Annotated in this window: 22 protein-coding genes; 18 read left to right on the forward strand and 4 right to left on the reverse strand. The window is 69.2% G+C overall.

Going from position 1 to position 23,800, the window contains the following annotated elements; genetic code table 11:
• Positions 1-72 precede the first annotated feature (72 nt).
• A complete protein-coding gene (pdxS, locus tag VNN10_13925) occupies positions 73-978 on the forward strand; it encodes a pyridoxal 5'-phosphate synthase lyase subunit PdxS (GenBank protein HXH23118.1) in 906 nt (301 codons plus the stop codon).
• Positions 979-1,139: 161 nt separating this feature from the next.
• Here pdxS and VNN10_13930 read toward each other — a convergent pair whose 3' ends face one another.
• Positions 1,140-1,943, reverse strand: a complete 804-nt coding sequence (locus tag VNN10_13930; protein HXH23119.1) for an enoyl-CoA hydratase/isomerase family protein — start codon at positions 1,941-1,943, stop codon at positions 1,140-1,142.
• A gap of 441 nt (positions 1,944-2,384) precedes the next feature.
• Between VNN10_13930 and VNN10_13935 the strand changes: the two genes are divergently transcribed.
• From VNN10_13935 to VNN10_13945, 3 genes are read left to right on the forward strand one after another with little or no spacing between them, the layout of a single operon-like run.
• Entirely contained in the window at positions 2,385-3,578 is a 1,194-nt protein-coding gene (locus VNN10_13935) for a DNA polymerase Y family protein (GenBank protein ID HXH23120.1), read from the forward strand.
• A 20-nt stretch (positions 3,579-3,598) separates the two neighbouring features.
• Entirely contained in the window at positions 3,599-3,928 is a 330-nt protein-coding gene (locus VNN10_13940) for a hypothetical protein (GenBank protein ID HXH23121.1), read from the forward strand.
• Positions 3,928-7,176, forward strand: a complete 3,249-nt coding sequence (locus VNN10_13945) for an error-prone DNA polymerase (GenBank protein HXH23122.1) — start codon at positions 3,928-3,930, stop codon at positions 7,174-7,176. Before VNN10_13940 ends, VNN10_13945 begins: the two co-directional genes overlap by 1 nt.
• Before the next feature lie 583 nt (positions 7,177-7,759).
• Here VNN10_13945 and VNN10_13950 read toward each other — a convergent pair.
• Both VNN10_13950 and VNN10_13955 read right to left on the reverse strand, forming a co-directional pair.
• Complete coding sequence (locus VNN10_13950; GenBank protein HXH23123.1) at positions 7,760-8,452, reverse strand: DNA-3-methyladenine glycosylase; 693 nt, start codon at positions 8,450-8,452, stop codon at positions 7,760-7,762.
• Positions 8,398-9,042, reverse strand: coding sequence for an NUDIX domain-containing protein (locus VNN10_13955; protein ID HXH23124.1), 645 nt, complete (start codon positions 9,040-9,042; stop codon positions 8,398-8,400). The genes VNN10_13950 and VNN10_13955 overlap by 55 nt, the downstream gene beginning before the upstream one ends.
• Before the next feature lie 90 nt (positions 9,043-9,132).
• Between VNN10_13955 and VNN10_13960 the strand changes: the two genes are divergently transcribed.
• From VNN10_13960 to VNN10_13990, 7 genes are all read left to right on the forward strand, one after another.
• Positions 9,133-9,996 (forward strand): hypothetical protein, encoded by an 864-nt coding sequence (locus tag VNN10_13960; GenBank protein ID HXH23125.1) that lies wholly within the window; start codon positions 9,133-9,135, stop codon positions 9,994-9,996.
• 101 nt (positions 9,997-10,097) lie between these two features.
• Positions 10,098-10,541, forward strand: a complete 444-nt coding sequence (locus tag VNN10_13965; protein ID HXH23126.1) for a transcriptional repressor — start codon at positions 10,098-10,100, stop codon at positions 10,539-10,541.
• A 50-nt stretch (positions 10,542-10,591) separates the two neighbouring features.
• On the forward strand, positions 10,592-11,629 hold the full coding sequence (locus VNN10_13970; protein ID HXH23127.1) for a hypothetical protein: 1,038 nt from the start codon (positions 10,592-10,594) through the stop codon (positions 11,627-11,629).
• Positions 11,630-11,803: 174 nt separating this feature from the next.
• The gene (locus VNN10_13975) at positions 11,804-12,067 is read left to right on the forward strand and encodes a hypothetical protein (GenBank protein HXH23128.1); all 264 of its coding nucleotides are present in this window, start codon (positions 11,804-11,806) and stop codon (positions 12,065-12,067) included.
• Between the two features lie 2 nt (positions 12,068-12,069).
• Positions 12,070-12,759 (forward strand): YggS family pyridoxal phosphate-dependent enzyme, encoded by a 690-nt coding sequence (locus VNN10_13980; protein ID HXH23129.1) that lies wholly within the window; start codon positions 12,070-12,072, stop codon positions 12,757-12,759.
• The gene (gene proC, locus VNN10_13985) at positions 12,756-13,553 is read left to right on the forward strand and encodes a pyrroline-5-carboxylate reductase (protein HXH23130.1); all 798 of its coding nucleotides are present in this window, start codon (positions 12,756-12,758) and stop codon (positions 13,551-13,553) included. The genes VNN10_13980 and proC overlap by 4 nt, the downstream gene beginning before the upstream one ends.
• Positions 13,554-13,561: 8 nt before the next feature.
• A complete protein-coding gene (locus VNN10_13990) occupies positions 13,562-13,807 on the forward strand; it encodes a YggT family protein (protein ID HXH23131.1) in 246 nt (81 codons plus the stop codon).
• Here the strand turns inward: VNN10_13990 and VNN10_13995 are convergent.
• A complete protein-coding gene (locus tag VNN10_13995) occupies positions 13,804-14,085 on the reverse strand; it encodes a DUF167 domain-containing protein (protein HXH23132.1) in 282 nt (93 codons plus the stop codon). The two genes, VNN10_13990 and VNN10_13995, sit on opposite strands and share 4 nt — an antisense overlap.
• Positions 14,086-14,162: 77 nt before the next feature.
• On the opposite strand from VNN10_13995, the gene VNN10_14000 reads away from it, so the two are divergent.
• The 7 genes from VNN10_14000 to VNN10_14030 all read left to right on the forward strand — a co-directional run bounded on the left by VNN10_14000 (position 14,163) and on the right by VNN10_14030 (position 23,791).
• Entirely contained in the window at positions 14,163-15,956 is a 1,794-nt protein-coding gene (locus VNN10_14000; protein HXH23133.1) for a glycosyltransferase family 39 protein, read from the forward strand.
• Positions 15,957-16,267: 311 nt separating this feature from the next.
• On the forward strand, positions 16,268-17,347 hold the full coding sequence (gene recA, locus VNN10_14005; protein ID HXH23134.1) for a recombinase RecA: 1,080 nt from the start codon (positions 16,268-16,270) through the stop codon (positions 17,345-17,347).
• Between the two features lie 145 nt (positions 17,348-17,492).
• A complete protein-coding gene (locus VNN10_14010) occupies positions 17,493-19,196 on the forward strand; it encodes an NADH-ubiquinone oxidoreductase-F iron-sulfur binding region domain-containing protein (protein ID HXH23135.1) in 1,704 nt (567 codons plus the stop codon).
• A 147-nt stretch (positions 19,197-19,343) separates the two neighbouring features.
• Positions 19,344-19,772, forward strand: a complete 429-nt coding sequence (locus VNN10_14015; GenBank protein ID HXH23136.1) for an SRPBCC family protein — start codon at positions 19,344-19,346, stop codon at positions 19,770-19,772.
• 48 nt (positions 19,773-19,820) lie between these two features.
• Positions 19,821-20,444, forward strand: a complete 624-nt coding sequence (locus tag VNN10_14020) for a 2Fe-2S iron-sulfur cluster-binding protein (protein ID HXH23137.1) — start codon at positions 19,821-19,823, stop codon at positions 20,442-20,444.
• A gap of 136 nt (positions 20,445-20,580) precedes the next feature.
• Positions 20,581-22,809: a formate dehydrogenase subunit alpha gene (gene fdhF / locus VNN10_14025; GenBank protein ID HXH23138.1), complete on the forward strand. Its 2,229-nt coding sequence runs from the start codon at positions 20,581-20,583 to the stop codon at positions 22,807-22,809.
• Positions 22,781-23,791: a phosphotransferase gene (locus VNN10_14030; GenBank protein HXH23139.1), complete on the forward strand. Its 1,011-nt coding sequence runs from the start codon at positions 22,781-22,783 to the stop codon at positions 23,789-23,791. Before fdhF ends, VNN10_14030 begins: the two co-directional genes overlap by 29 nt.
• Positions 23,792-23,800: the final 9 nt, after the last annotated feature.

Here is a 23,800-nt window from a genome sequence, read left to right on the forward strand (position 1 = left end):
CGATTGGATGGTGTCGCCTCCGGCCGCATCAGGCATACTTGAGAAAGCGAGACTGGGGTTTGGAGGCCCGAGATGACGACTAACACCAACGGCAGCCGCGAGACCGGCACCTTCACCGCCAAGGCCGGCCTGGCCAGGATGCTCAAGGGCGGCGTGATCATGGACGTCGTCACGCCCGAGCACGCCAAGATCGCCGAAGAAGCCGGCGCCTGCGCCGTCATGGCCCTGGAGCGCGTCCCGGCCGACATCCGCGCCGCCGGCGGCGTCGCCCGCATGTCCGACCCCGAGGTCATCCTGCGCATCATGGACGCCGTCTCCATCCCCGTGATGGCGAAGTGCCGCATCGGCCACTTCGTCGAGGCCCAGGTCCTCGAAGCCCTCGGCGTCGACTACATCGACGAGTCCGAAGTGCTGACCCCGGCGGACGAAACCCACCACGTCGACAAGCACCAGTTCAAGGTGCCCTTCGTCTGCGGCTGCCGCGACCTCGGCGAGGCCCTGCGCCGCATCAGCGAAGGCGCCGCCATGATCCGCACCAAGGGCGAGGCCGGCACCGGCAACGTCGTCGAAGCCGTCCGCCACATGCGCCAGGTGATGGACGACATCCGCCGCATCCAGAACATGCCCGACGACGAGCTCTACGCCGAAGCCAAGCGCCTGGGCGCGCCCGTGGAGCTAGTGAAGGAAGTCAAGGCGCAGGGGCGCCTGCCAGTCGTCATGTTCACTGCCGGCGGCATCGCCACGCCCGCCGACGCCGCCCTCATGATGCAACTGGGCGCTGACGGCGTCTTCGTCGGCTCCGGCATCTTCAAGTCCGAGAACCCGGAGGTCCGCGCCAAGGCCATCGTCAAGGCGACTACACACTTCCGCGACGCCAAGATCATCGCGGAGGTGTCGCGCGGCCTGGGCGAGGCCATGCGCGGCCTCGAGATCGGCGCCATCCCGGCGGAACAGCTGCTCGCGACGCGCGGCTGGTAGGTCAGCAGGTCAGCGCATCAGCGCTTCAGCCCGTCAGGCCAATCAGGCGCCTGCTAACTGCCAGCTGCTTAACCCTGACCTGCTGAAGCGCTGACCTGCCGACCTGGTAAGTGCTGACCTGCTGAAATGCTGAAATGCTGACCTGCTGACCTGCTCCCCGATCACCTCCCCTCAAACCGCGGCCGCCTCTTCTCCTGAAAGGCCCTGCGGCCCTCCTCCCGGTCGGCAGTCTGGTTCGCGAACGTCTGCGCCACCGCCTGATAGTCGAACGTCGCATCGAGGTCCCGCCACCAGCCCTTGTAAATCGCTGCCTTCGTAAGCCCAATCGCGCGCGTCGGGCCGGCAGCTAGAGCGCGCGCTAACTCCAGCGAAGCTGACTCGAGTTCGGCGTCCGCCACCACCCGGTTCACCAGGCCCAGGCGTTCTGCCCGCTCGGCGCCGATGCTCTCGCCCGTGAACGCCATCTCGAGCGCGATGCCGAGCGGCACGGCGTAGTGCGTCTGGTTCACGCCCGTCGCCATGCCCCACTTCACGAAAGGCAGCGCCATGTCCAGCGTGTCCGAAGCGATGCGGATGTCCGTCCCCATCGCCAGGTTGAAGCCGGCGCCGTGGGCGTGGCCCCGTATGGCGCCGACCACCGGCTTGGGCAGGCGCCGCATCGTGTTCACCACCACCGTCCAGCGGTACGGCGCGAAGACGTAGTCCTTCACGGCGTCCGGCCCGCGGGCGCGCGGATAGCCCTCGCTCTCCATGCCGCTGAGGTCGTCCCCGGAGCAGAAGGAGCGCCCCGCGCCCGTAAGGACGACCGCCCGCACACCCTCGTCCTCCTCCAGCCGCCGCAGGGCGTCCACGAGCTCGTAGCCCATGCGCACGTTGACCGCGTTGAGCTTTTCGGGGCGGTTCAGGGTGATGCGGCCGACGCCGCCGTCGAGGGTCTCCAGGAAAATAGTCTCGTATGGTTCCATGGCCAGCGCTCCTCCTGCTACGGCGCGCAGTCTACCGCGGCGGCGAAAGCCACTGACACCCCTGCGGCCCGTCATTGCGAGGGCGTCAGCCCGAAGCAACCATCGACATCTGGACTGCTCCGAGGCCCTTTGCTGGCGATGGCGCCGCCAGAGCTTGCTTCGCCCTATCGGGCTCGCAATGACGCCTGCGCCCCCGTCATTGCGGCGTCAGCCTCAAGCAACCCCGGCGTCAGCACCCGTCCGAGGGCCCGCTGCACGCGATGGCGCCGCCAAAGCTTGCTTCGCCCTATCGGGCTCGCAATGACGGCTGCGGCCCGTCATTGCGAGGGCGCCAGCCCGAAGCAACCCTTGGCGCTGCTCCGTGCCGGCAAGGAGCAGACATTTTAGAACACCTGTGCTAGAATAGCCCTGCTCCGACCCCGCCCGGAGCAATAGGGGCAGGTGCTCTTGCGGGTTGCCTTCGTTTTCATCCCCCGCTTCGCCCCCGCCGTCGAAGCGCTGCGCCACCCCTCCCTGGCCGGGGCACCGCTGCTGGTGGGGGAAGGCGAGCAACCGAAACGGGTCGCCGACTGCTCGGTCGAGGCCTCGCTGGCCGGTGTGCGGCCGGGCATGCGCCTGCGCGAGGCGCTCAGCCTCTGCCCCGGCGCCGTCGTCCTCGTCCCGGACGCCGTACTCTATGCCGCCACCTGGGAGAAGGCGCTGGCGGCGCTCGACGAGATATCGCCCGAGGTCGAGGACGCCGGCCACGGCCGCGCCTACCTCAACGCCGGCGGCCTCGCCGGGCACTATCGCGACGAACGCGGACTGGCGGACCGCATCCAGGACGCGGTGCGCGCAGCCTCCGGACTCAGGGCTGCCGTCGGCATTGCCGGCAGCAAGTTCTCCGCCTACGCCGCCGCCACAGTCGCGCACGAGCGCGGCGAGCCCGTGGTCGTCGACGACGACGCCGCCGCCGGGTTCCTGGCGCCGCTGCCGGCCTCCCTGCTCGACGTCAACCGGGAGTTAATAGACCGCCTGCGCATCTTCGGCCTCGACACCATCGGCGAAGTCGCGCGCATTACCCTGCCGCAGCTCCAGGCGCAGTTCGGGCCCGAGGGACGGCGGCTGTGGAAGCTCGCGAACGGCCTCGACGATGACCCCCTGCGGCCGCGGCCGCGAGCGGAATCAGTGCAGGCCAGCCTCTCGTTCGAGGCGCCGGTCGGCGGCATCGACATTCTCGTGGCGGCGGGCAAGCAGTTGCTCTCGCGCCTGCGGTTGCCGCTGCGCGGCCGCGCCGTGCGCCAGATGACCCTGCAGGCGGAGCTGGCCTCCGGGCGCGGCTGGGAGCGCCAGGTGGTCCTGCGCGAGGCGGTGAGCGACAACGACCGCCTCTCCTTCGTCCTGCGCTCGACCCTGCAGAACGCGCCACCGCCGAACGCGGTGCGCAGCCTCACGCTGCGCCTCTCGAAGCTGGCCGGCGAGACGGGTAAGCAGATGTACATGGGAGAAAGGGGGCGGCTCGAGCACCAGTTGCAGGAGGCGATCAGGCAGCTCAAGGCGCGCTACGGCGCCTCGCCGATCTACCGCTGCGTGGACGTGGAACCATGGTCCGTAATACCGGAAGAACGCCAGATACTCATCGAGTCCGACGTCTGAAGGCGCCGCGGCCCATCGAGGTGGAGGCGGACGCTGAGGGCGTGCCGCGGCGCCTGCGCCAGGCTTCGCCCGGGGCCGAAAAAAGCGAAACCGCCAGACAAATTCCCGCCGCGGCTGGCAAGGGCAGGCAGGTACCGCGCCCTCCATCCCCGCTTCCTCCGCACCGCCCATCCCGGAAAGACAACGCCTGGCAGGAGGTCACCCTCCTGCGCCGGCCCTGGCGCATCGACCAGCACTGGTGGCGCGACGCGGTCAGCCGCATGTACTTCCGCGTAGCCCCGGAGGGCGGCCCGCCGATCACCATCTACCAAGACCTCATTACCGGCGAGTGGTACCGCCAGGAGTACTGATGGACGCGCGCCACCCCCTCCACGCCGGCTACATGATGGGCTGGGGCCATTACGGCCATCACGGCGGCCGGCCGACGCCCGATCTCCCCCGGCCCGAAGCTCGCGCCGAGTCGAGGTACGTCGAGCTGCACTGCCACAGCGCCTTCTCCCTGCACGAGGGCACCTCGCTGCCCGCGGAGCTGGTCGACAGGGCGAAGGCGCTCGGTTATCGCGCCCTCGCCCTCACCGACCACGACAGCCTCGCCGGAGCGATGCAGTTCGCCCAGCAGGCGAAGCTGCAAGGGGTCCAGGCGGTCATCGGCGCCGAGGTCACCCTCGAAGGCGGCGCCCACCTCACGCTGCTCGCGGAGACGCCGCGCGGCTACGCCAACATCTCGCGCCTGATCAGCCGCGCCAACCTGAACTCGCCCCGCGGCCAGCCTCGCGTCCGCTTCGAATGGCTGCCGGAGCACGCCGAGGGCGTGATCGCGCTCTCGGGCTGCCGCAAGGGAGAAGTGGCGGCGCTCGCGGAACGGGGCGAGGTCGCGACAGCCCGCCAGAAGGTGGCGCTTTACCGCGACATCTTCGGCCGCGACGGCTTCTTCATCGAGCTGCAGCGCAACCTGGCCTACGAGGACGAGGCCCGCAACGAAGCCCTGGCGGGCCTCGCCCGCGAGTCCCGGCTGGGCATCGTCGCCACCAACAACGTCCACTACGACGTGCGCGAGCGTCACAGGGTGCACGACGTGCTGATCGCGGTCAGAGAGCACAAGACCCTCGAGGACGCGCGCCCTTACCTGCGTCCGAATTCGGAGTTCTACCTGAAGCCGCCGGCGGAGATGGAGCGCCTCTTCGCCGACCTCCCCGAAGCGATCGAGAACGCCGCCGCCATCGCCGCCCGCTGCCGCTCCTTCGACCTCACGCGCGACCTCACCTACGAGTTCCCCGATTACGGATCCGGGGATGGCAAGACGCCGGACGACCTCCTGCGCGAGGTCTGCTACGAGCAGGCCCTGGCGCATTACCGCCCGCCGCTCTCGGACGAGGTCACGCAGCGGCTGGAGAAGGAACTGGAGCTGATCCGGAAGAGCCATCGCGCCGGCTTCTTCCTGCGCCTCTGGGACATCCTGCGCTACGCCCACGAGCGCAACCTGGCCGTGCGCGGCCGCGGCTCCTCCGTCGGCTCGCTGGTCTGCTTCCTCCTCGGCCTCTCCGGCATCGACCCGATCAAGTACAACCTCGCCGTCGAGCGCTTCCTCACCGAAGAGCGCCTCGACTCGGACGTGCCGGACATCGACCTCGACTTCGGCCGCGAGGCGCGGGCAGAGATGTTCCGCCACGTATTCGAGGAGTACGGCACCGAGCGCGCGGCCATGGTCTGCAACTTCATCGAGTACCGCTACCCGAGCGCCATCCGCGACGCCGGCAAGGCCCTCGGGCTTCCGGAGGGCGAGGTCGACAAGGTCGCGAAGATGATGCGCGGCCGCTTCGCCGGCAAGTTCGAGGACGAACTGGCGTCCCTGCCAGAGTTCGCCTCGCGCGCGGGCTCCCAGATCTGGCGCGACCTGGTATCGATCGTGCGTGAACTGCTCGGCCTGCCGCGGCACCTCAGCCAGCACTCGGGCGGCATCATCATCTCGACGACACGCATCGACGAGCAGGTGCCAGTCGAAGCGGCGGCCATGGAGGGCCGCTACATCTGTCAGTGGGACAAGGACTCGGTCGCCGACGCCGGCTTCATCAAGCTTGACCTCCTCGGCTACCCCAGCCTGGACCAGCTCGAGCGCGGCCTGCGCTACATCCGCGAGCGCTACGGCCGCGTCATCCACCAGAAAGACATCCGCCTGGACGACCCCGAGGTCTACCGGATGATCCAGGAGGCGGACGTCCTGGGCATCGTCCAGATCCAGTCGCGGGCGCAGATCCAGGTGCTGCTGCGCATCAAGGTCGCCCGCATCGAGGACCTGATCGTGCAGGTCGCACTGATCCGCCCCGGGCCGATCCAGGGCGGCGCCGTGCACCCTTACATCGCCCGTTGTCTGGGCCAGGAGCCGGTCACCTACGACCACCCCTCGCTCGAGCCGGTGCTTTCGGAGACGAAGGGCGTATTCGTCTTCCAGGAACAGGTGATCCAGGCCGCGATGCGCGTCGCCGGCTTCAGCAGCGGCAAGGCAGAGGACCTGCGCCGGGCGATGAGCCGCAAACGCTCGCGCGAAGCGATGGAGCGCCTGCGCCAGGAGTTCATGGATGGCGCCATCGCAAACGGAGTGGCGCCGGAAACGGCGGCGACGATCTACGAGAAGATCCTCGCCTTCGCCTCCTTCGGCTTCCCGAAGTCGCACGCGGCGGCGATGGCAGTGACCGCCTATCACGTCGCCTGGCTGAAGCGCTATTACCCTTCGGAGTTCTACTGCGCCCTCCTCAACGAGCAGCCCATGGGCTTCTACAGCCCCGAGGTCATCGCCAACGACGCCCGCCGTCACCAGATCGAGATCAGGGGCGTCGACGTCAACCGCAGCGCCGTCGAGTGCACGATCGAAGACGACGACCTCGGCGATTCGCGCGGCGCGGTGCGCCTCGGCTACCGCTACGTGAAGGGGCTGGCGAAGGCGGCCTGGGAGAGGCTGGAGGAGGCCGCGAAGCAGGGGCCGTACCGCTCGCTCTGGGACTTCTGGCGGCGCACGGGGCTGGGGCGGGAAGCGATCGAGAACCTGATACGCGTCGGCGCCTTCGCCTGGACGGGCCTGCACGAGCGTGAGCTCCTGTGGCAGCTCGGCGCCTTCTATCAGCCGCTGGACGCGCAGTTGCCGCTGGACATCACGGACGCCGAAGCGGTGCCGGACTTGCGGGAGATGGACGCCGAAGAGCGCATCGTCGCCGACTTCACCCTATCCGGCATCGCCGTGCGCGGACGGTTGATGGACCTCGTGCGGCCGCACCTGCACGAGGGCATCACCACGAGCGGCCGCCTGCAGCGCCTGAAGCAAGGCGACAGAGTGACGGTGGCGGGACTGGTGGCGGTGCGGCAGGCGCCGGAGACGGCGAAGGGCTTCGTCTTCCACACCCTGGAGGACTACGAGGGGCTGGTGAACATCATCACCTCCCCGCGCCTGGTGCCGAAGTACCGGCGGCTAATCGAGCGCGCCCCGGCGCTGATCGTGCACGGCCGCATCGAGCGCGAGGAGCGCTCCGTCAACGTCATCGCCGAGCGCTTCGAAGCGCTGCCGATCACCTCCCATGCCGAGCGCCGCGTCCACAGCTTCGGCTAAGGCCCCGCCGGGACTGCCGACAAAGGGGTCATCACGACGCCACACGGAGCAAAGCACTGACGCACGAGGACGTCATTGCGAGCCCGATAGGGCGAAGCAAGCTTTGGCGGCGCCATCGCGTGCAGCGGCCTCGGACGGGTGCTGACGCCAGGGATTGCTTCGGGCTCGCGCCCTCGCAATGACGGGGGCGCACGAGGGCGTCATTGCGAGCCCGATAGGGCGAACCAAGCTTTGGCGGCCCCTTCGCGTGCAGCGGCCCCTCGGACGGGTGCTGACGCCAGGGGTTGCTCCGGGCTGGCGCCCTCGCCATGACGGGGGCGCACGAGGACGTCATTGCGAGCCCGATAGGGCGAAGCAAGCTTTGGCGGCCCCATCGCGTGCAGCGGCCCCTCGGACGGGTGCTGACGCCAGGGGTTGCTTCGGGCTGGCGCCCTCGCAATGACGGGTCGCACGGCGTCATTGCGAGCCCGATAGGGCGAAGCAAGCTTTGGCGGCCCCATCGCGCACTTCAGGCTCGCGTCTCGCATGACGCTCCCGGGGCCTTCGCCGGTACCCTTGTCCTCCTAACCGCTGCCCGGGCCTATCACCCCGCCGCCGGCGGCATCAGGACCGTCTCCGCCGCCCGCCACATATACCAGGAGCCGACGGACCGGTACGGTCGCCAGCGCTCCCCGATCTCCGCCGCCTGCTTTGGCGTCGGCGTAGCTTCGAGGCCATACGCGGCCCGCATGCCATTGCGGACGCCCAGGTCGCCCACCGGCAGGATGTCCGGGCGCGCGAGGTGGAACATCAGGAACATGTGCGCCGTCCAGACGCCGATGCCCTTCACCGCCGTCAGGCGCTCGATCACCTCTTCGTCCGAAAGCTCATCGATGCGGTCGAAGTTGAGCCGCCCCTCGACGATGTGCGTCGCCAGGTCGCGGATGTAGCCGGCCTTCTGCCTGGACACGCCGGCGGCGCGGAACTGCTCCTCCGTCGTCGCGAGAACCTCCTGCGGCGATGGCATCCGCCCCTCCGGGCCATACAGGGCGAGCCACCTGCGCATGATCGCCCGCGCCGCGTTTCCGGCCAGCTGCTGGAACAGGATCGAGGTCATCAGGCGCGCGTAAGGGTCGGGAGAGACCCTCGGCGCATAGGGCCCGTGCCGGTCGATCAGCCCGCCGACAACGGGGTCGACGCCGCGGAGGTGCGCGGCCGCATCCTCGAACGAGAACGGCGCGTTCAGGGCTTCGCCCCCACCCCGGCCAGGAGGCGCTCGTAGAACTCGTCCAGCCACTCCTGACAGGGCTTTACCAGCTGCGGCTTCGGCGCCAACGGCACCCAGTACAGGTGGAAGTCATGGGCGCCGTTTTCCAGCACCCGCCACCTGGCGGGTGCGCCGGACGGGGCGCGGAAGTGATAGAACCGGCGCTCCTGCGCCTGGTAGAGGTCAGCTTCCCGGGCCCAGCCCTCGAAGCGGGCGTACACCAGCCCGCCGGGGTCCTCCAGGTCTTCTTCGGCGTAGACAATGCGGGCAAAGCCCTGGCGCCGCTCGACTACGCCGACGTTCAGGGCACGCCCGAGCTTCCAGCGCGTCCGCTCCGCGTCCGCCGCCGGTCCCGCCAGGAGCTCGACCTCGCGGCGCAGGACACTCCACGAGCCCGTGAGGTCGTAGGTCCGCGCGCCCAGGTAAGCGGCGAGCTCCAGGTCCGGCAGGCCCGTCTCCTCGCGCACCTCGCGCCGGGCGCCTTCCTCGAAGCTCTCGCCGTCCTCCACCGTGCCCGCCGGCACTTGCACGCCGGAGCGGGAGTGCCAGAAGACAAGCAGTTCGGCGCCGGCTCCCTCGCCGCGCGTTACGAAGCAGGTGACCTTGCGTTGCGCGTCCACGAGGAGCCATCATATCGCGCCCGTGTGGCGGCCGGTGTTGACGCGCCTCACGGCGGCTAGTGGAATAGGCCCCATCGAAAGGAGGCCTGTATGTTCACCGCGCCCAATTACGACACTGGCATCAGCAAGTGGCTATGGTTCGCGGCGGTGCTCGAGCTCAGCCTGGCCGCGGTCTTCATCGTCGTCGGCGTCATCGAGCCCGAGCTGCGCTTCGGGTTCCTTTTGACCGGCGGCATCCTGGTCGCGGTAGGCGCCGGGCTCATCGCCTGGGCGCGCAGCTGGGCGAAGCGGGCGGCGCAGGTGAGCCAGCTCAAGGCCGAGGGCATTTCCGGCCAGGCGACGATCCTGAGCATGCGCCAGACCGGCGTCTACCTGAACAATCAGCCCCAGATCGAGCTCGACCTCCAGATCGAAACCTTCGGCCACGGCTCCTACCGGGCGACGACGACCGAGTACGTGCCGCTGATGCTGCTCGGCGCCCTGACCAGTGGTGCGCCGCTGCCCGTGAAGGTGGACCGCCGCGACCGCCAGAACTTCGTCATCGAATGGGAGGCCGTCGGCAGCGCCGCCGGCATGCAGGCAGTCCCGGCCCAGGCATGGCAGAAGGCCCTGGGCGATGCCGTGGCGGCTTTCGAGCGCGACAACGCCTCCTCCCAGGCAGCACGCGAGGCCGAGAAGCAGCGCATCCTGGCGACCGGCATCGAGGGCAAGGCCACGGTGCTCTCGGCCACGCCGACCGGCCAGATCGACGCCCAGGGCCGGCCCGTTTACGACTTCGTGCTGAGGATCGAAGTCCCAGGGCGGCCGCCGATGCAGGGCCCAGCCAGGGCCGGCGTCCCGCCGGAGCGCGCCGGCCAGATGGAGCCCGGCGACACCGTGCCCCTCAAGGTCGACCGCGACAACCCGGCCTCCATGGCCATCGACTGGGAGAGGGCCTGGGAACTCCGCACCTGACACAGCCCTGGACTTGCCGGCTGCGGACTCTGGCAGACTGGCAGTCAACCGCATATAATTGCAGCTACCACGAGAAGCATGAGCCAGGGGCAGCCGATCCCATGAGTTGCGAGACTGAGACCGCCGCCGCATTGCGGAACAGCGGCCAGAAGGTGACGCCACAGCGCATGCTGGTGCTCTGCGCCGTGCGCCACAGGCCCCACCACGTCACCGCTGGCGAGGTCCTCGAGGACGTGAAGCGCGCCTATCCCTACATCGACATCTCCACCGTGTACCGGACGCTGAACGCCGCCCGTGACTTGCGCCTGGTGAACGAGCTGTACCGCGCCGGCGGCGATACCGAGTACGAGTGGGTCGGTGGCGACCGCCACCACCACCTGATCTGCCGCTCCTGCGGCTCCGAGACGCGGCTGGATGACAGCTACCTGGAGAGCATCTCGATGGCGCTGCTCGCGGACCACGGCTTCGAGGCCGACCTCGACCACTTCGCCATCACCGGGCTGTGCGCGCGTTGCCGCGCGGCGGCCGAAGGCGTCTCCGCTTAGAGGCTCGACCCCGCTGGCTCGAGGGAGGTGACCGAATGGAGACGGGCTTGATGGTTCTTCTCGCTTCAGGCGTCGGTGGCGTGGGCGTCTACACTGCCGCTCTCGCGCTCGGCATCCGTCACGGGATCGACTGGGACCACATCGCCGCCATCACCGACATAACCAGCACCACGGCCGGTGTCGAGGAGGAGCATGAAACCTGGCTGATCGCCGAGCCGGGAGTGATGCTTACGGACGAGAGCCATCACGCCGTGCACGGCCCGCATGACCACGAGGACGAAGCCCATCCTGTCATCGACGGCGACGACGTGCCTCATAGTCACGGTGAGCACTACGAGCCCGCTGCGGCCCTCGCCGGTGGCGGGGGCGGCGGCGTGGCCGTGATGGCGAGGCCCGCCGCAAAGCCCGTGCTCGCGCAGCAGCGCGCTGCGCTTCTCTACGGCAGCCTGTACGCCCTCGGGCACGGCGCCGTCGTCGTCCTCCTGGGCATGGCAGCCATCCTGGCGTCCGAGTTCCTTCCCTCCTGGATCGACCCCGTGATGGAGCGCGTAGTCGGCGTCACGCTGATTTTCCTCTCCCTTTACCTCTTCTACTCGCTCTATCGCTTCTTCCGCGGCGGGGGTGAATTCCGCTTGCGCAGCCGCTGGATGCTCGTCTTTGCCGGCGTCGCGAACGCCTGGCACTGGGTCCGCTCTCGAATCGGCCCGCACGAGCACGTCCACGTGCACGCCGTGCAGACGTATGGCGCGCGCACTTCCTTCGGCATCGGCCTGATCCACGGCATCGGCGCCGAGACCGGAACCCAGGCTCTCGTGATCGCGACCGCCGTCGGCGCGACCAGTCAGCTCACGGGCGTCCTGGCCCTGCTGGCCTTCGTGCTGGGCTTGTTGATCTCGAACTCCTTCGTGACCGTCGTCTCCGCCTACGGCTTCATTTCGGCTCAGAAACGGCAGTGGATCTACGTCGCCGTCGGCTTCATCGCCGCCGTCTTCAGCCTAGTCATCGGTCTCGTCTTCCTCGGCGCCTCGACCGGCGTCCTGCCCGACCTCGACCGCTTCGTGCGCTGGATCGGCGGGCCTGCGGACTAGGGCGCCAGCTCGGCGAGGTCCGCAATCGACTTGCAGGGCCAGGCCTTTCAGCCTGGCCCTGGCCTTCCGCACAGGTGAGTCGAAGGCTGACCCTTCAGCCGGCCGCGGCCACGCGCTCAGTCGCCCGAGGGCCTTGCGAATGTTCCGGCGCCTCTCCCTTATGCTTTACCTGAGATGTACTACCCTCAGGAGCCGAAGGAGCCCTCCGGCTGCATGCAGACCCTGATCATCACGAGGGTCATCTTCGGGATGCTGGCTTTGCCCATGGCTATCATCGGCGGGGCCATGGCCGCCCTGGTGATCACCTTCTACACCTTCACGGTGAGCCCGCCCCTGGCCCTCATCCCGCTCGCCATCAGCGTCCTCGCCGTGCTCGCCTTCGCCCGCTGGGAGCAAAGGCGCATCCAGCGGGAAATCCCGAAGGACGACGAGCGCTAACGATGGACCGGGCGCCCGCCGCCGCCCTGGACGTCGCCGCGAACCTGGCAGACGTCCGCGCCCGCATCGCGCGCGCCTGTGAGCGCGCCTCGCGGGATGCCAGGGAGGTGACTTTGATCGGGGTCACGAAGTCGGTGCCACAAGCCCTGGTGCGCGCCGCCCTCGCGGCCGGCCTCAGCGACCTCGGCGAAAACTACGTGAGGGAAGGCCTGGCGCGGCGGGAGGCGCTGGGCGAAGCGGCCGCCGGCGCGCGCTGGCACCTCATCGGCCACATACAGTCGAACAAGGCCCGTGCGGCGGCCCAGGGCTTCGATATAATCCACGCCGTTGACTCCGGGGCGATCGCCCGGGCACTGGATAGCCGGGCGCGGCGGCCGCTGCCGGTGCTACTGGAAGTCAACGCCGCCGGCGAAGCCTCGAAGTTCGGCTTCGCACCGCGTGAGGTGGCCGCGGCCGTGCGCGAGATCTCGCGCCTGCCCTTGCTCGAGCTCCGCGGCCTGATGACTGTCGCGCCGGCTGCGAGCGACCCGGAGGATGTCCGGCCGGTGTTCCGGACCCTGCGCGACCTGGCCCGGGCGAACGGGCTAAGCGACTTGTCGATGGGCATGACCGGCGACTTTGAGGTCGCGGTCGAGGAGGGGGCGACAATGGTCCGAATCGGCCGGGCGATATTCGGGGAGAGGACGCGATGAGGATCGGGATAATCGGTGGCGGCGCAATGGGGGAGGCCATCCTGGCGGCCGTGCTGCGGCGGAAGCTCGCGACGCCGGAGGAAGTGGTCGTCGCCGAGCACCTGCCCGGGCGCCTGGAAGCCTTGAAGGGACGCCACGGCGTGCGCGGCACGCTTGACGCCGCCGACGCCGTCGACGCCGATTACGTGATCATCGCCGTCAAGCCGCAGGAGTTTGACAAAGCCGCCTCGGCCATCGCCGGCAAGCTGCCTCCGGCCGCGACCGTGGTGTCGATCATGGCCGGCGTCTCCGTCGCGCGCATCCGCGAGGCCCTGAAGCACAAGGCCATCGTCCGCACCGCGCCCAACACCCCTGCGCAGGTCGGCGAGGGGATGACCGTCTGGACGGCGACACCGGAGGTGGGCGAGTCGGCCCAGGCCGACGTGGCAGCGATTCTGGACTCGATGGGCCGCCAGCTTTTCGTGCCGGACGAGCGCTACGTGGACATGGCGATCGCCGTCTCGGCCAGCGGCCCCGGCTTCGTGTTGCTCCTCATCGAGGCGATGATCGACGGCGCCGTGCACATCGGCGTCCCCCGCGACCAGGCGACGGAGATGGTCCTGCAGACCTTCGCCGGCACCGCGCGCATGGCCCAGGAGACGGGACGCCATCCTGCCGACCTTAAGAACATGGTGACCTCACCTGGCGGCACGACCACCGAGGGACTGCTCGTACTTGAAGGCGCGGGCGTCCGGGCGGCCCTGATCGAGGCGATTGCCGAGGCTTACAATAAGTCAAAGGCTCTGGGAGGCTAGAAGACCGCGTGATCGGCCTGATCGTTGCCTACGTCGCTTATGTGCTCGTGCTCCTGATCTTCGCGCGCGCCATCATCTCCTGGTTCCCGAACATCGACACGCGCAACCCGCTTGTCGACTTCCTCTTTCAGGTCACCGAGCCTATCCTTGCGCCCATCCGCAGCATCATGCCGCGCACCGTCATCGACTTCTCGCCGATGATCGCCAGCTTCATCTTGATCTTCGTCGCCCAGATTGCCGCTGGCGCCTCTTAAGGTCCGCCAAGCCGGCGCCTCAACTCGCCTTCGCCCATCCCCTCGATGCGCACGCGCTTCGTCCGGGACGCGCGCCCGGACACGATGGCGATGCCCGAAGACGGGACTCCGAGCGCGCCTGCCAGAAGCCGGCGCAGGGCCTCGTTCGCCTTGCTGTCGGTGGGCGGAGCCGTCACGCGCGCCACCAGCGCTCCTTCCCGCCAGCCACCTATCTCATCAGCCCGCGCGCGGGGAGTGAGCCGGACGAGGACGTAGGCAACGTCTCCGCCTTCGCTCACTTGCCGGCCCCTCCGTCACAGCGACGAAATACTGCCGTCACAGCCTGGGCTTGAGGAGTAATCACCTTGAGGATAGTATGCGGACGCTTGCGGCTTCGCGAGCCACCGACAGCGGCAGCGGGAGCGGCTGCCCCAGCAGCCGGAGGTCCGCCCTGGCTTCGCCGAACGGCGCATCTCACCGGTCGCGCCTAACGCCATCCCGCCTGCTCGCGGACCCCACCGCGCGCGGCCTGGCGCTGATCACGCTCGGCGTCGTGCTGCTACGGCTGCCGTCTTTCTTCGAGCCCCCTTGGCATACGGACGAGGGCATCTTCGCCGCCGTGGCCCAACGTGTCCTTTCTGGCGGCCACCTCTACGCCGACGCCTGGGAGAGCAAGCCCCCTCTCTTTCTGTACCTGTACGTAGCCATCTTCAAGGTCTTCGGCGCCGGCATATTCGGCCTGCGCTTCGCCGCCACCACCTTCGCGGTCCTGACGCACCTGGCGCTGTTCTTCGTGGCGCTGCGGTTCATGTCCCATCGTCGCGCGCTGCTCGCGGCCGCCCTGTGCGGCGTCCTCATCGGCGTGCCCTTCTGGGAGGGCACCCTGGCGCTCACCGAGACCTTCACGCTCCTGCCTTCGACGGCCGGCGCGCTCCTGTTCCTGCTCTGGGACGAGCGCCGGGCCGCGCTGAGGCCCCCTCAGCGACGCCTCAGCCTGGTCCGCGAGGACGGGCTGCTGTTTGCCGCCGGGCTCTGCTTCGGCGCGGCGTTCCTCCTGCGGCAGACCTCCCTCGCAGTGCCCGCCGCGGCCGGGGCCTGGGTGCTGTTCCGCGGCGGGCCCTGGCCTCGCGCCGCCCTGCTCTGCGCCGCGGGCGGCGCCGCCGTGGTAGTGCCGGTGGTGGCGGCTTTCGAGGCCTTCGGCGACCCGCACTGGTTCTGGGACGCCAACGTCGGCTTCTTCTTCAAATACGTGCCGTCCGGCCAGGAGCTACCTTTCGGCACCCGTCCGGTCATCGCCCTGCCCTTCGCCGTCACCTGCCTCGCCCTCGTCCTCTCCCGGCGCCGGAGCGAGCCGACACCGGCGTGGGCCCTGCCGGCCCTGTGGCTATGTCTCACGCTGGCCGGGGCGCTCCTCACGGGCCGGCCCTATTCGCACTACTTGCTGCAGACCTTCCCGCCGCTGGCAATGCTGATCGCGCTGGCGGCGCCCTCCCCGGCGCAAGTGCGGGATGCGTGGCGGCGGCGGCCGTCACCGCGGCCGGCGGCGCTGCTGGCGCCTGCCTCGCTGTTCGTGGCGTCGCTCCTCCTGCTCTGGGGCTATGTGGTCACGCCCATGTTCGAAGGCAACCCCTTTGCCATGCGCTACACCAGGGGACCCTCGTACTACCTGAACTTCGCGGCCTGGGCGGCCGGGCTCAGGAGCGAGCGCGCCTACAACGACTACTTCGACCGGCGCGTGGAGCACACGCGCGCCCTGGAGGAAGCGCTCGAGGGCCTGGGCGCTGCGGGCGAGAAAGTGTACATCTGGGGCGAGTACCCGTGGGTCTATCCTCTGGCGGCCGTAAAGCCCGCGACGCGCTACATGACCTCGTTCTACGTCCTCCTGCTGCCCTACCTGGACGTACAACTCGCCGGCACGCTCTTCGCGGAGCGCCCGGCCTACATTGTCGTCATGAGCGACGCCAAGCCGCGCCTCCGCGAGCCCTCGCCCATCATCGACCAACGCTGGCTGAACGCGACGAGAGGGCTCGAGACGGTCATAGCGCGCGACTACCAGCGCGTCGCCACGGTCGGGCGCGCGCAGGTGTACCGCCGCGTCCCGGAGCGGCCGCCCGTGAGCAGCGGCATCACCGTACCCCAGGCCCTCGACGACGCCGGCGACAGCCAGTGACCCGCGGGTGACCGCCGCCTGGCGTGGCCCTGCTTGCTTCGGGCCAGCGGCGCAGCTACAACGCGAAGGTCCGGCCAGCGCCCGGACCAGTGCTCGCCGTGGAGTTGCTCCGGCCTCCACCCTGGTGGTGCCAGGACAGCAGCTCGAAGAGATCCGAACATTTCCTTCATTTTGCGGCCCCGGACCGCTTGTTTGATTAGAACATAGGTGCTATGCTCCGCTCGCTCGCGATTGGGCGGCTGCGGCCAATTTGTGAGACGGACGGTTTGGAAAGGCTTGCGCGGGGCTAGAATGAAGAGGGTGACATGGTAATGACAGAGGACCGCACGCGCGCGATAGACCTCGCCATCGGCCAGATAGAAAAGCAGTTCGGTAAAGGCGCGATCATGCGCCTCGGTGAACAAAAGAACCTCGAGATCGAGGTGATACCCACCGGCTCCCTCTCCCTCGACCTGGCGCTGGGCGTCGGCGGGCTGCCGCGCGGCCGGATCACCGAGCTCTACGGGCCGGAGTCCGCCGGCAAGTCCACACTCGCGCAGCATGTCATCGCCGAGGCCCAGAAGCAGGGCGGCATGGCAGCTTACATCGACGTCGAGCACGCCATGGACCCCACCTATGCCCGAGCCCTCGGCGTGAAGATCGACGACCTCCTGATCTCGCAACCCGACACCGGCGAGCAGGCGCTCGAGATCTGCGAGGCCCTGGTGCGCTCCAACGCCATCGACGTCGTCGTCGTCGACAGCGTCGCCGCCCTCGTCCCGCGGGCCGAGATCGAGGGCGAAATGGGCGACTCCCTGCCCGGCCTCCAGGCGCGCCTCATGTCCCAGGCCCTGCGCAAGCTAACCGGCGCCATCTCGCGCTCGAAGACCGTCGTCATCTTCGTCAACCAGTTGCGGGAAAAGGTCGGGGTGGTCTTCGGCAACCCGGAGGTCACGCCCGGCGGCCGCGCCCTCAAGTTCTACAGCTCCGTCCGCATCGAGATCAGGCGCGTCGAGTCCTTGAAGCAGGGCCAGACCGTCATCGGTAACCGCGTGCGCACCCGCGTCGTCAAGAACAAGGTCGCGCCCCCCTTCCGCGTCGCCGAGTTCGACATGCTGTTCAGCGGCAAGCGTTCCGGCATCAGCCGCGAAGGTGACATCCTAGACATGGGCGTCGAATACGGCGTCCTCAAGAAACTCGGCGCCTTCTACAGCTACGGCGAGATGCGCCTGGGCCAGGGCCGCGAGAACGCCCGCAACTACCTCATCGACAACCCCGACCTGGCGTCCGAGATCGAGGCTAAGATCCGCGCCGCAGCCCACACCGCCTCCCTCGCGCCCACAAACGGCGCGCGCCCTGCCGCTGTCGCCGCGGACGACGAGGATGACGACTTCCAGGAAGACGACGGCTAGCTGACGCCGCAGCCGGCATCCTGAGCGAAGCGAAGGACCTGGCGGACCAGGTGGTCGCGACACCGGGCCTCTCGTCCTCGCAGAGCCCGGCGCCGCTCCCGGCTCCCTTCTTCCTGCTACCTCCGCCCTATAATCCGAGGCGTCTATGCCCGGCTTCGAATACCTCCAGGCGTTGCCGCGCGAGCGCACGTACCTCCTGCCCGCACTGCATCTCGTGCACGAGCACGAGGGCTTCCTCAGCCCCGAAGGCCTAACGGCGGTCTCCAAGCACCTGCGGGTGCCGGACAGCGAGCTCTATGGCATTGCCCTGAGCTACAACGAGTTCCGCCTCGAGCCGGCGGCGGCCATCCCGGTCGAGGTCTGTACCGGCCTCAGCTGCCTTCTAAGCGGCGCCGCCGCCCTGAAGGCGGGGCTAACGGCCGCACTTGACGGCCGCGGCTGTGAGGTGCGCGACAGCCACTGCCGGTTCCTCTGCAACCTCGCTCCCGTGGTTGCGGTCAATGGCGTTTACGTCGCTCCTGCGGACGGTCAGTCCGTGGCCGCCGCTGCCGCGCGCACCGCGGGCAGCCCCGCGACCGTTACCCGGCCCGTGCTCGAGCCGAGGCCGCCGGAAGTGCGGCGTCTCACGGCGCGGTTCGGCCTCATCCCTCCCGGTCCCATCGAAGAAGCGATGCGGGCCGGCTCCTACGAAGCCCTGAAGGCCGCCCGCCGCCTGACAGCGGCGGAGCTGACGGCGCGCGTACTGGCGTCCGGCCTTCGCGGCCGCGGCGGCGCCTACTTCCCGGCTGGACGCAAATGGGAGACCGCCCTCGTTGGTCCGCCACCGCGCTACCTGGTAGTGAACGCCGAGGAAGGCGAACCGGGCGTGTTCAAGGACCGCTACCTCCTCGAGTACGACCCGCACCTCGTGCTCGAAGGCAGCCTCATCGCGGCCCACGCCATCGAGGCTGCCCACGTCTTCTTTTATGTCAACGGTGAGGCGCGCGCGGCCGCGGAGCGGCTCCAGGAGGCGATCGCGCAGGCCGACGCGACCGGCTTCTGCCTGGCCGCGTCCGAGGCCGCCCAGGGCACGCCCTCCCGGCCGGTCGTTGAAGTGAGGCGCGGCGCCGGCGGTTACGTCTGCGGCGAAGAGTCGGTGATCCTCTCGAGCATCGAGGGCGAGCGCGCCGTGCCGCGCCTGCGGCCGCCGCTGCCCGTCGAACGCGGCCTCTGGGGCCGCCCGACCGTGATCAACAACGCCGAGACGCTGGCCAACCTGCCCTTCATCCTCACAGCGGGCGTCGAAGCCTTCCGTTCTGTCGGTGTCGAAGGTCACCCGGGCACCAAGCTCATCTCCCTTTCGGGCGCCGTCCGGCGCCCGGGGCTGTATGAGGTGCCTCTCGGCACGAGCCTGCGGCAGGTGCTCTTCGACCTCGGCGACGGCCCCCGCGAAGGCCGCGCGCTGCGCGCGGCGCTCTGCGGCGGCCCCTCCGGCGGCCTGATGCCGGCGTCCCTTTTCGACACCCCTCTCATCGGGGGCTCTCTCGACCCCGGCGGAGCCGCGCTCGGCGCCGGCGGCATCGTGGCCATCGATGACTCGATGCGTATCGCGGACGTGGTGCACCACCTTGCCGCCTACAACGCCGCCGAATCCTGCGGCAAGTGCACCCCCTGCCGCGAGGGAGCTCCCCGCATGCGCGACCTCCTGGCGGAGCTGCGCGATGGCACCGCAGCGGCCGGCGCAATCGAGCTCCTGGACGCGCTGGACGAAGCCATGGCCTCTGCCTCACTGTGCGGACTCGGGCAAATGGCCCCCCTCCCCTATCGCAGCGCCCGCACCCACTTCCCGGACGAACTCCGGGCGCCCTGACCGAGCGCTCCCTCCCAAACTGCAACATCGATCGTCTGGTAGCAGCGGCGCGGCGGCGCTAGTCTGGAGTGGGCCGAAATACCGCTGTAACGCCCGGGGGCCTCTTCCAGATGATTCTGACTGCCTCGGCCAGGATCAGGCGCTCGCCTGACGACGTCTTCGCCTTCCTCGCCGACCGCACGAACCTGCCAGAATGGATGGCCGGCGTCTCCTCCAGCCGGAAGGTCACGAAGGGGCCGGTCGGCCCGGGCACGAAGTTCCGGGTCCGAAAGCAAGGTCTTCGGCCTCGCCATCCCCTCCGCCTACGAGGTCATCCGCTGCGATCCGCCCTCCGTGCTCACCGGCCGCAACACGGGCCTGCTAACGTTCAGCGAAACGTACCTGCTGGCGCCAGCGCCCGATGGCACGGAAGTCAGCCACACGGTGGAGGTCGACCTCGCCGGGCGCTTCATGCTCCTGGCGCCGCTGGTCAGCCTGGCGCTGCGGGCCCAACTGAGACGTGACTTCGCGGCGCTAAAGCGCGTCCTCGAAGGCGCGCCTGGTCCGGCGCAAGCGAGCCAAGCGCACTCAGAGTAGGACCTCTCCTCCCACCGCAACCCGCGTTGTCTGTAAGATCGGCTGGCGATGCCCACGCTCACCATCGACGGCCGCGAGGTCTCCGTACCCGAAGGCGCAACCGTGCTCGAGGCAGTCCGTGCCGCCGGCATCGACATCCCTCATCTCTGCAAAGACGATGACCAGGCGCCTATCGGCGCTTGCCGCACCTGCCTCGTGCTGGTCGAAGGCCAGCGCGGCCTCCCCGCGTCCTGCTACCTGCCCGCCGCCGACGGCATGCGGGTCTCGACCCACGGCGACGCGCTCGACCGCGTCCGCGCCACCGTCCTCGACCTCACCCTCGCGATGCTCGACCCCGGCGGCCGCGGTGCCTCCCTGCTCGCGACCGAGGCGGCCCGCTTCGGCGCCTCCGGCCCCTTCGCCCCGGCGCCGAACGCCGCCTTCGACGACAGCACGCCGGCCTTCACCCTGAACCACGCCGACTGCATCCTCTGCCAGCGCTGCGTCGAAGGCTGCCAGGACGTGCAGCACATCGGCGCCATCGCCGTGCTCGGCGGCGGAGAGGCCGCGCGCATCGGCACCTTCCTGGACCGGCCGCTCCTGCAGTCCATCTGCACCTCCTGCGGCACCTGCGTCAGCGTCTGCCCAACGGGCGCCCTCTATCCCAGAGTCGCGGGCAGCCTCGCCACCTGAGCCCGGGCGGTGGCGGGCGCCGTCCGCCGCTGTCATCGGCGCCAAGCCCTCAACTGAGGTTCAGAGATGGGTCCGGGACGTCCGCACTCCCTCGTCCTACTACCCCGGGCCGCCTTCTGAGATAATCGACCCCGCCATGGTGCTGGCCGAACGCAACGCCCTCCGCACCGACCTCGGCGCCGTGCGCGCCGTCGACACCATCTGCGCCTACTGCGGCGTCGGTTGCGGCGTCAAACTGCACATCGACGACCGCGACCGCATCGTCTGGGTGGACGACCAGCCCGCGAATCCTTCGAGCCAGGGCATGCTCTGCGTCAAGGGCCGCTTCGGGCTCACTTTCGTGAACCATGAAGACCGGCTCACGAAACCCCTCATCCGTCGCCCTTCCGCCGGCGGGGGGACCGTACTCGAGGAAGCGACCTGGGACGAGGCGCTTGACTACGTCGCCGAGAAGTTCATCGAGCACCGCGACTCTTTTGCTGTCCTCGCCTCGGCGAAGGCGACGAACGAGGACGGTTACGTTCTGCAGAAGATGACCCGCCTCCTCATGGGCACTAACAACATCGACCACTGCACGAGGCTCTGTCACTCGCCCTCCGTGGAGGCCATGCTGCGTCAGCTCGGCTCCGGCGCCACCAGCAACTCCTATGAGGACTACGACAACGCCGGTTGCCTAATGGTCGTGGGCACCGACACGAGCTCGAACCATCCGGTGATAGCCTCACGGCTGCGGAGGGCGATCGACGAACGCGGGACGAAGCTCATCGTCGTGAACCCGAAGCGCATTGACCTGTGCGACTACGCGACTTACTTCCTGCAGCCGAACCCGGGGACGGACGTGGCGCTCTTCAACGGGCTCGCGAAGGTCATCATCGACGAGGGCCTGCTCGACGAGAGGTTCGTCCGCGAGCGCACGCGCGGCTTCGAGGAGTGGGCAGCGAGCCTGGCCGACTACACCCCGGAACGGGTGCAGGAGATTACCGGCGTGCCCGCGGAGGACGTCCGCGGCGCTGCCCGGGTCTATGCCCGCCCGCCCGTACCGCGCGGCCTGGAGGGGATCTTCGCCGAAGCCGCGGCCGCCAAGGGCTACGGCGGCTCCTGCCTCATCTGGGGCATGGGCGTCACCCAGCACACCTGCGGCACGGACAACGCCCACGCCCTCCTGAACCTGGCCCTGGTCGCCGGACAGATCGGGCGGCCGGGGAACGGCGTCTCGCCGTTGCGTGGCCAGAACAATGTCCAGGGCTGCGGCGACGCCGGCTGCATCCCTGACAACCTCCCCGGCTACCAGGGCCTGGGCGACGCGAATCGGGCCAAGTTCGAGAAAGCCTGGGGCGCGCCCTTGCCCTCCGAACCGGGTCTGAGGGCGACCGAGATGTTCGAGCTTGCTGCCCGGGGACGCCTCGACTGCATGTACATCACCGGCGAGAACCCGCTCCTGAGCGAGCCCTACATCGCCCACGCCGAAGAGGCGATCAAGAAGCTGAAGTTCCTCGTGGTCCAGGACATCTTTCCCAACGAGACCGCCGAGTACGCGGACGTCATCCTCCCGGCGACGTCATTCGCCGAGAAGGACGGCACCTTCACGAACAGCGAGCGGCGCGTCCAGCGCGTGCGGAAAGCGATCGAGCCCCTCGGCGACAGCCGGCCCGACTGGGAAATCACCGCCGACCTCGCGCGCCGCATCGCGCGGCGGCTGGAAATGCCGGTGGCGCAATTCAACTACGAGCACCCGTCTCAGATCTTCGCGGAGATGGCCTCCCTGACGCCGATCCTCGGCGGCATCTCCTATGCCCGGCTCGAGGCGCTTCAGGAGGAGGGCATCCAGTGGCCGTGTCCGGACGCAGACCACCCCGGCACGAAGCGCCTCTACACCGAGACCTTCAACGTCGGCCCGCGCGCGCCCTTCGTGCCCGTGGAGCAGGGCCCGCCCGCGGCGGAGCTGCCCAGCCGGCGCTTCCCCCTGCTCCTGAACACCGGCCGCGTCCTCTACCACTGGCACGGCGGCACAATCACGAGACGCGCCCGGACGTTGCTGGCGCGCTCGCCCGAGCTCCAGATCGCGATCAACCCGCAGGACGCGGCCCGCTACGGCGTCAAGGACGGCGAGGACGTGGTGCTGTACTCGAAGCGCGGCGACCTCTCCGGCAAGGCGCTGGTCACGGACGCGGTGCGCCCCGGCGACGTCTTCGTCCCCTTCGTGAAGCTCCAGGAGCACAACGCCAACTTCCTCACCAACGCCGTCTACGACCCCAAGTCGCGCATCCCGGAGTACAAGGTCTGCGCCGTCCGCATCGAACGCGCCGGCGCGCCGCAGGTCTGGCGCAGAGGGCGGCGTGAGTCCGTCGGGCCCGGGCGCGGCTGAGCCGGCCGCGGCGCTTACGCCAGAGGCCCGCGTGGCTCTCTCGCGGCGGCCGCCGCCCCGCGACCGCGTGCAAGCACTGCTGGAGAGCATTGACCCGGGTGCCCTGCTGCTCCGGCTGCGTAGGCTCTCCGGCGGCATATCCACCCGGACCTTCGAGGTGCTGTACGCCAGCGGCGGGCGCCGGGAGGCGGTCGTCCTCCGGGTCTACGTGCCGGAAAACTACGACAGCGACAGCGACAGCGCCGCGCGCGAGTGGCGCACCCTCCGGTTGCTCGAAAGTGCCGGTGTCGCCGCGCCGGCGCCCCTGCTGCTGGACGCCGCCGGCCGCCACTTCGGCGCGCCGTGCATTGTCACGAGCCGGCTTCCCGGCGCGCCCATCGCTCATCCGAACAACTGGCCCTCGTTCCTGCGCCAGCTGGCGGCGGCGCTGGCCTCCGTGCACGCCCTGACGCCGGAGAGCGCCGACCTCTCACACCTGGGCGAGAGCCAGCACTCGCCCTCGGACGAACGGCTGGCCGGACCACTTACGGGCCCTCTTGCCGGTGACGCCCTGGCGCAGCGGGCCTGGGCCGCGCTCCAGGAGCGGCGGCAAGCCGGGATGCTGCCGTTGTCGCTGGTGCACGACGACTACTGGCCCGGCAACACCGTCTGGCATCGCGGCCGCCTCACCGGGATCGTCGATTGGGGCTCCGCCGGCCTGGGCGACCGCCGGACGGACATCGCCCAGTGCCGGGTGGACCTCACTCTGATGCACGGCGCCGAACGGGCCCACCAGTTCGCGGCGGCATATGCCTCGATCGCGGGAGAGGCGGCAGTAAAGGACTTGTGGTTCTGGGACGCGTACCTGAGCCTGCACGCCCTGGCCAGCCTCCATTACTTCGAGGCCGGCTACATCGACCTCGGCCTGCGCGACGAGGACATGCAGGCCAGGCGGCAACGCCTGGAGCGCTTCCTCGAGGATGCCCTGGCGCAGGCTGGCTAGCCTCCTCTC

The organism is Dehalococcoidia bacterium (genome assembly GCA_035574915.1).
Classification (GTDB): Bacteria; Chloroflexota; Dehalococcoidia; order DSTF01; family WHTK01; genus DATLYJ01.

Bases quoted from the DNA above. Each gene is read 5' to 3' on its own strand.
- pdxS (HXH23118.1), top strand. From the start codon at position 73: ATGACGACTAACACCAACGGCAGCCGCGAGACCGGCACCTTCACCGCC.
- VNN10_13930 (HXH23119.1), bottom strand. From the start codon at position 1,943: ATGGAACCATACGAGACTATTTTCCTGGAGACCCTCGACGGCGGCGTC.
- VNN10_13945 (HXH23122.1), top strand. From the start codon at position 3,928: ATGGACGCGCGCCACCCCCTCCACGCCGGCTACATGATGGGCTGGGGC.
- VNN10_13960 (HXH23125.1), top strand. From the start codon at position 9,133: ATGTTCACCGCGCCCAATTACGACACTGGCATCAGCAAGTGGCTATGG.
- VNN10_13965 (HXH23126.1), top strand. From the start codon at position 10,098: ATGAGTTGCGAGACTGAGACCGCCGCCGCATTGCGGAACAGCGGCCAG.
- VNN10_13970 (HXH23127.1), top strand. From the start codon at position 10,592: ATGGTTCTTCTCGCTTCAGGCGTCGGTGGCGTGGGCGTCTACACTGCC.
- VNN10_13975 (HXH23128.1), top strand. From the start codon at position 11,804: ATGTACTACCCTCAGGAGCCGAAGGAGCCCTCCGGCTGCATGCAGACC.
- VNN10_13980 (HXH23129.1), top strand. From the start codon at position 12,070: ATGGACCGGGCGCCCGCCGCCGCCCTGGACGTCGCCGCGAACCTGGCA.
- proC (HXH23130.1), top strand. From the start codon at position 12,756: ATGAGGATCGGGATAATCGGTGGCGGCGCAATGGGGGAGGCCATCCTG.
- VNN10_14000 (HXH23133.1), top strand. From the start codon at position 14,163: ATGCGGACGCTTGCGGCTTCGCGAGCCACCGACAGCGGCAGCGGGAGC.
- recA (HXH23134.1), top strand. From the start codon at position 16,268: ATGACAGAGGACCGCACGCGCGCGATAGACCTCGCCATCGGCCAGATA.
- VNN10_14010 (HXH23135.1), top strand. From the start codon at position 17,493: ATGCCCGGCTTCGAATACCTCCAGGCGTTGCCGCGCGAGCGCACGTAC.
- VNN10_14020 (HXH23137.1), top strand. From the start codon at position 19,821: ATGCCCACGCTCACCATCGACGGCCGCGAGGTCTCCGTACCCGAAGGC.
- fdhF (HXH23138.1), top strand. From the start codon at position 20,581: ATGGTGCTGGCCGAACGCAACGCCCTCCGCACCGACCTCGGCGCCGTG.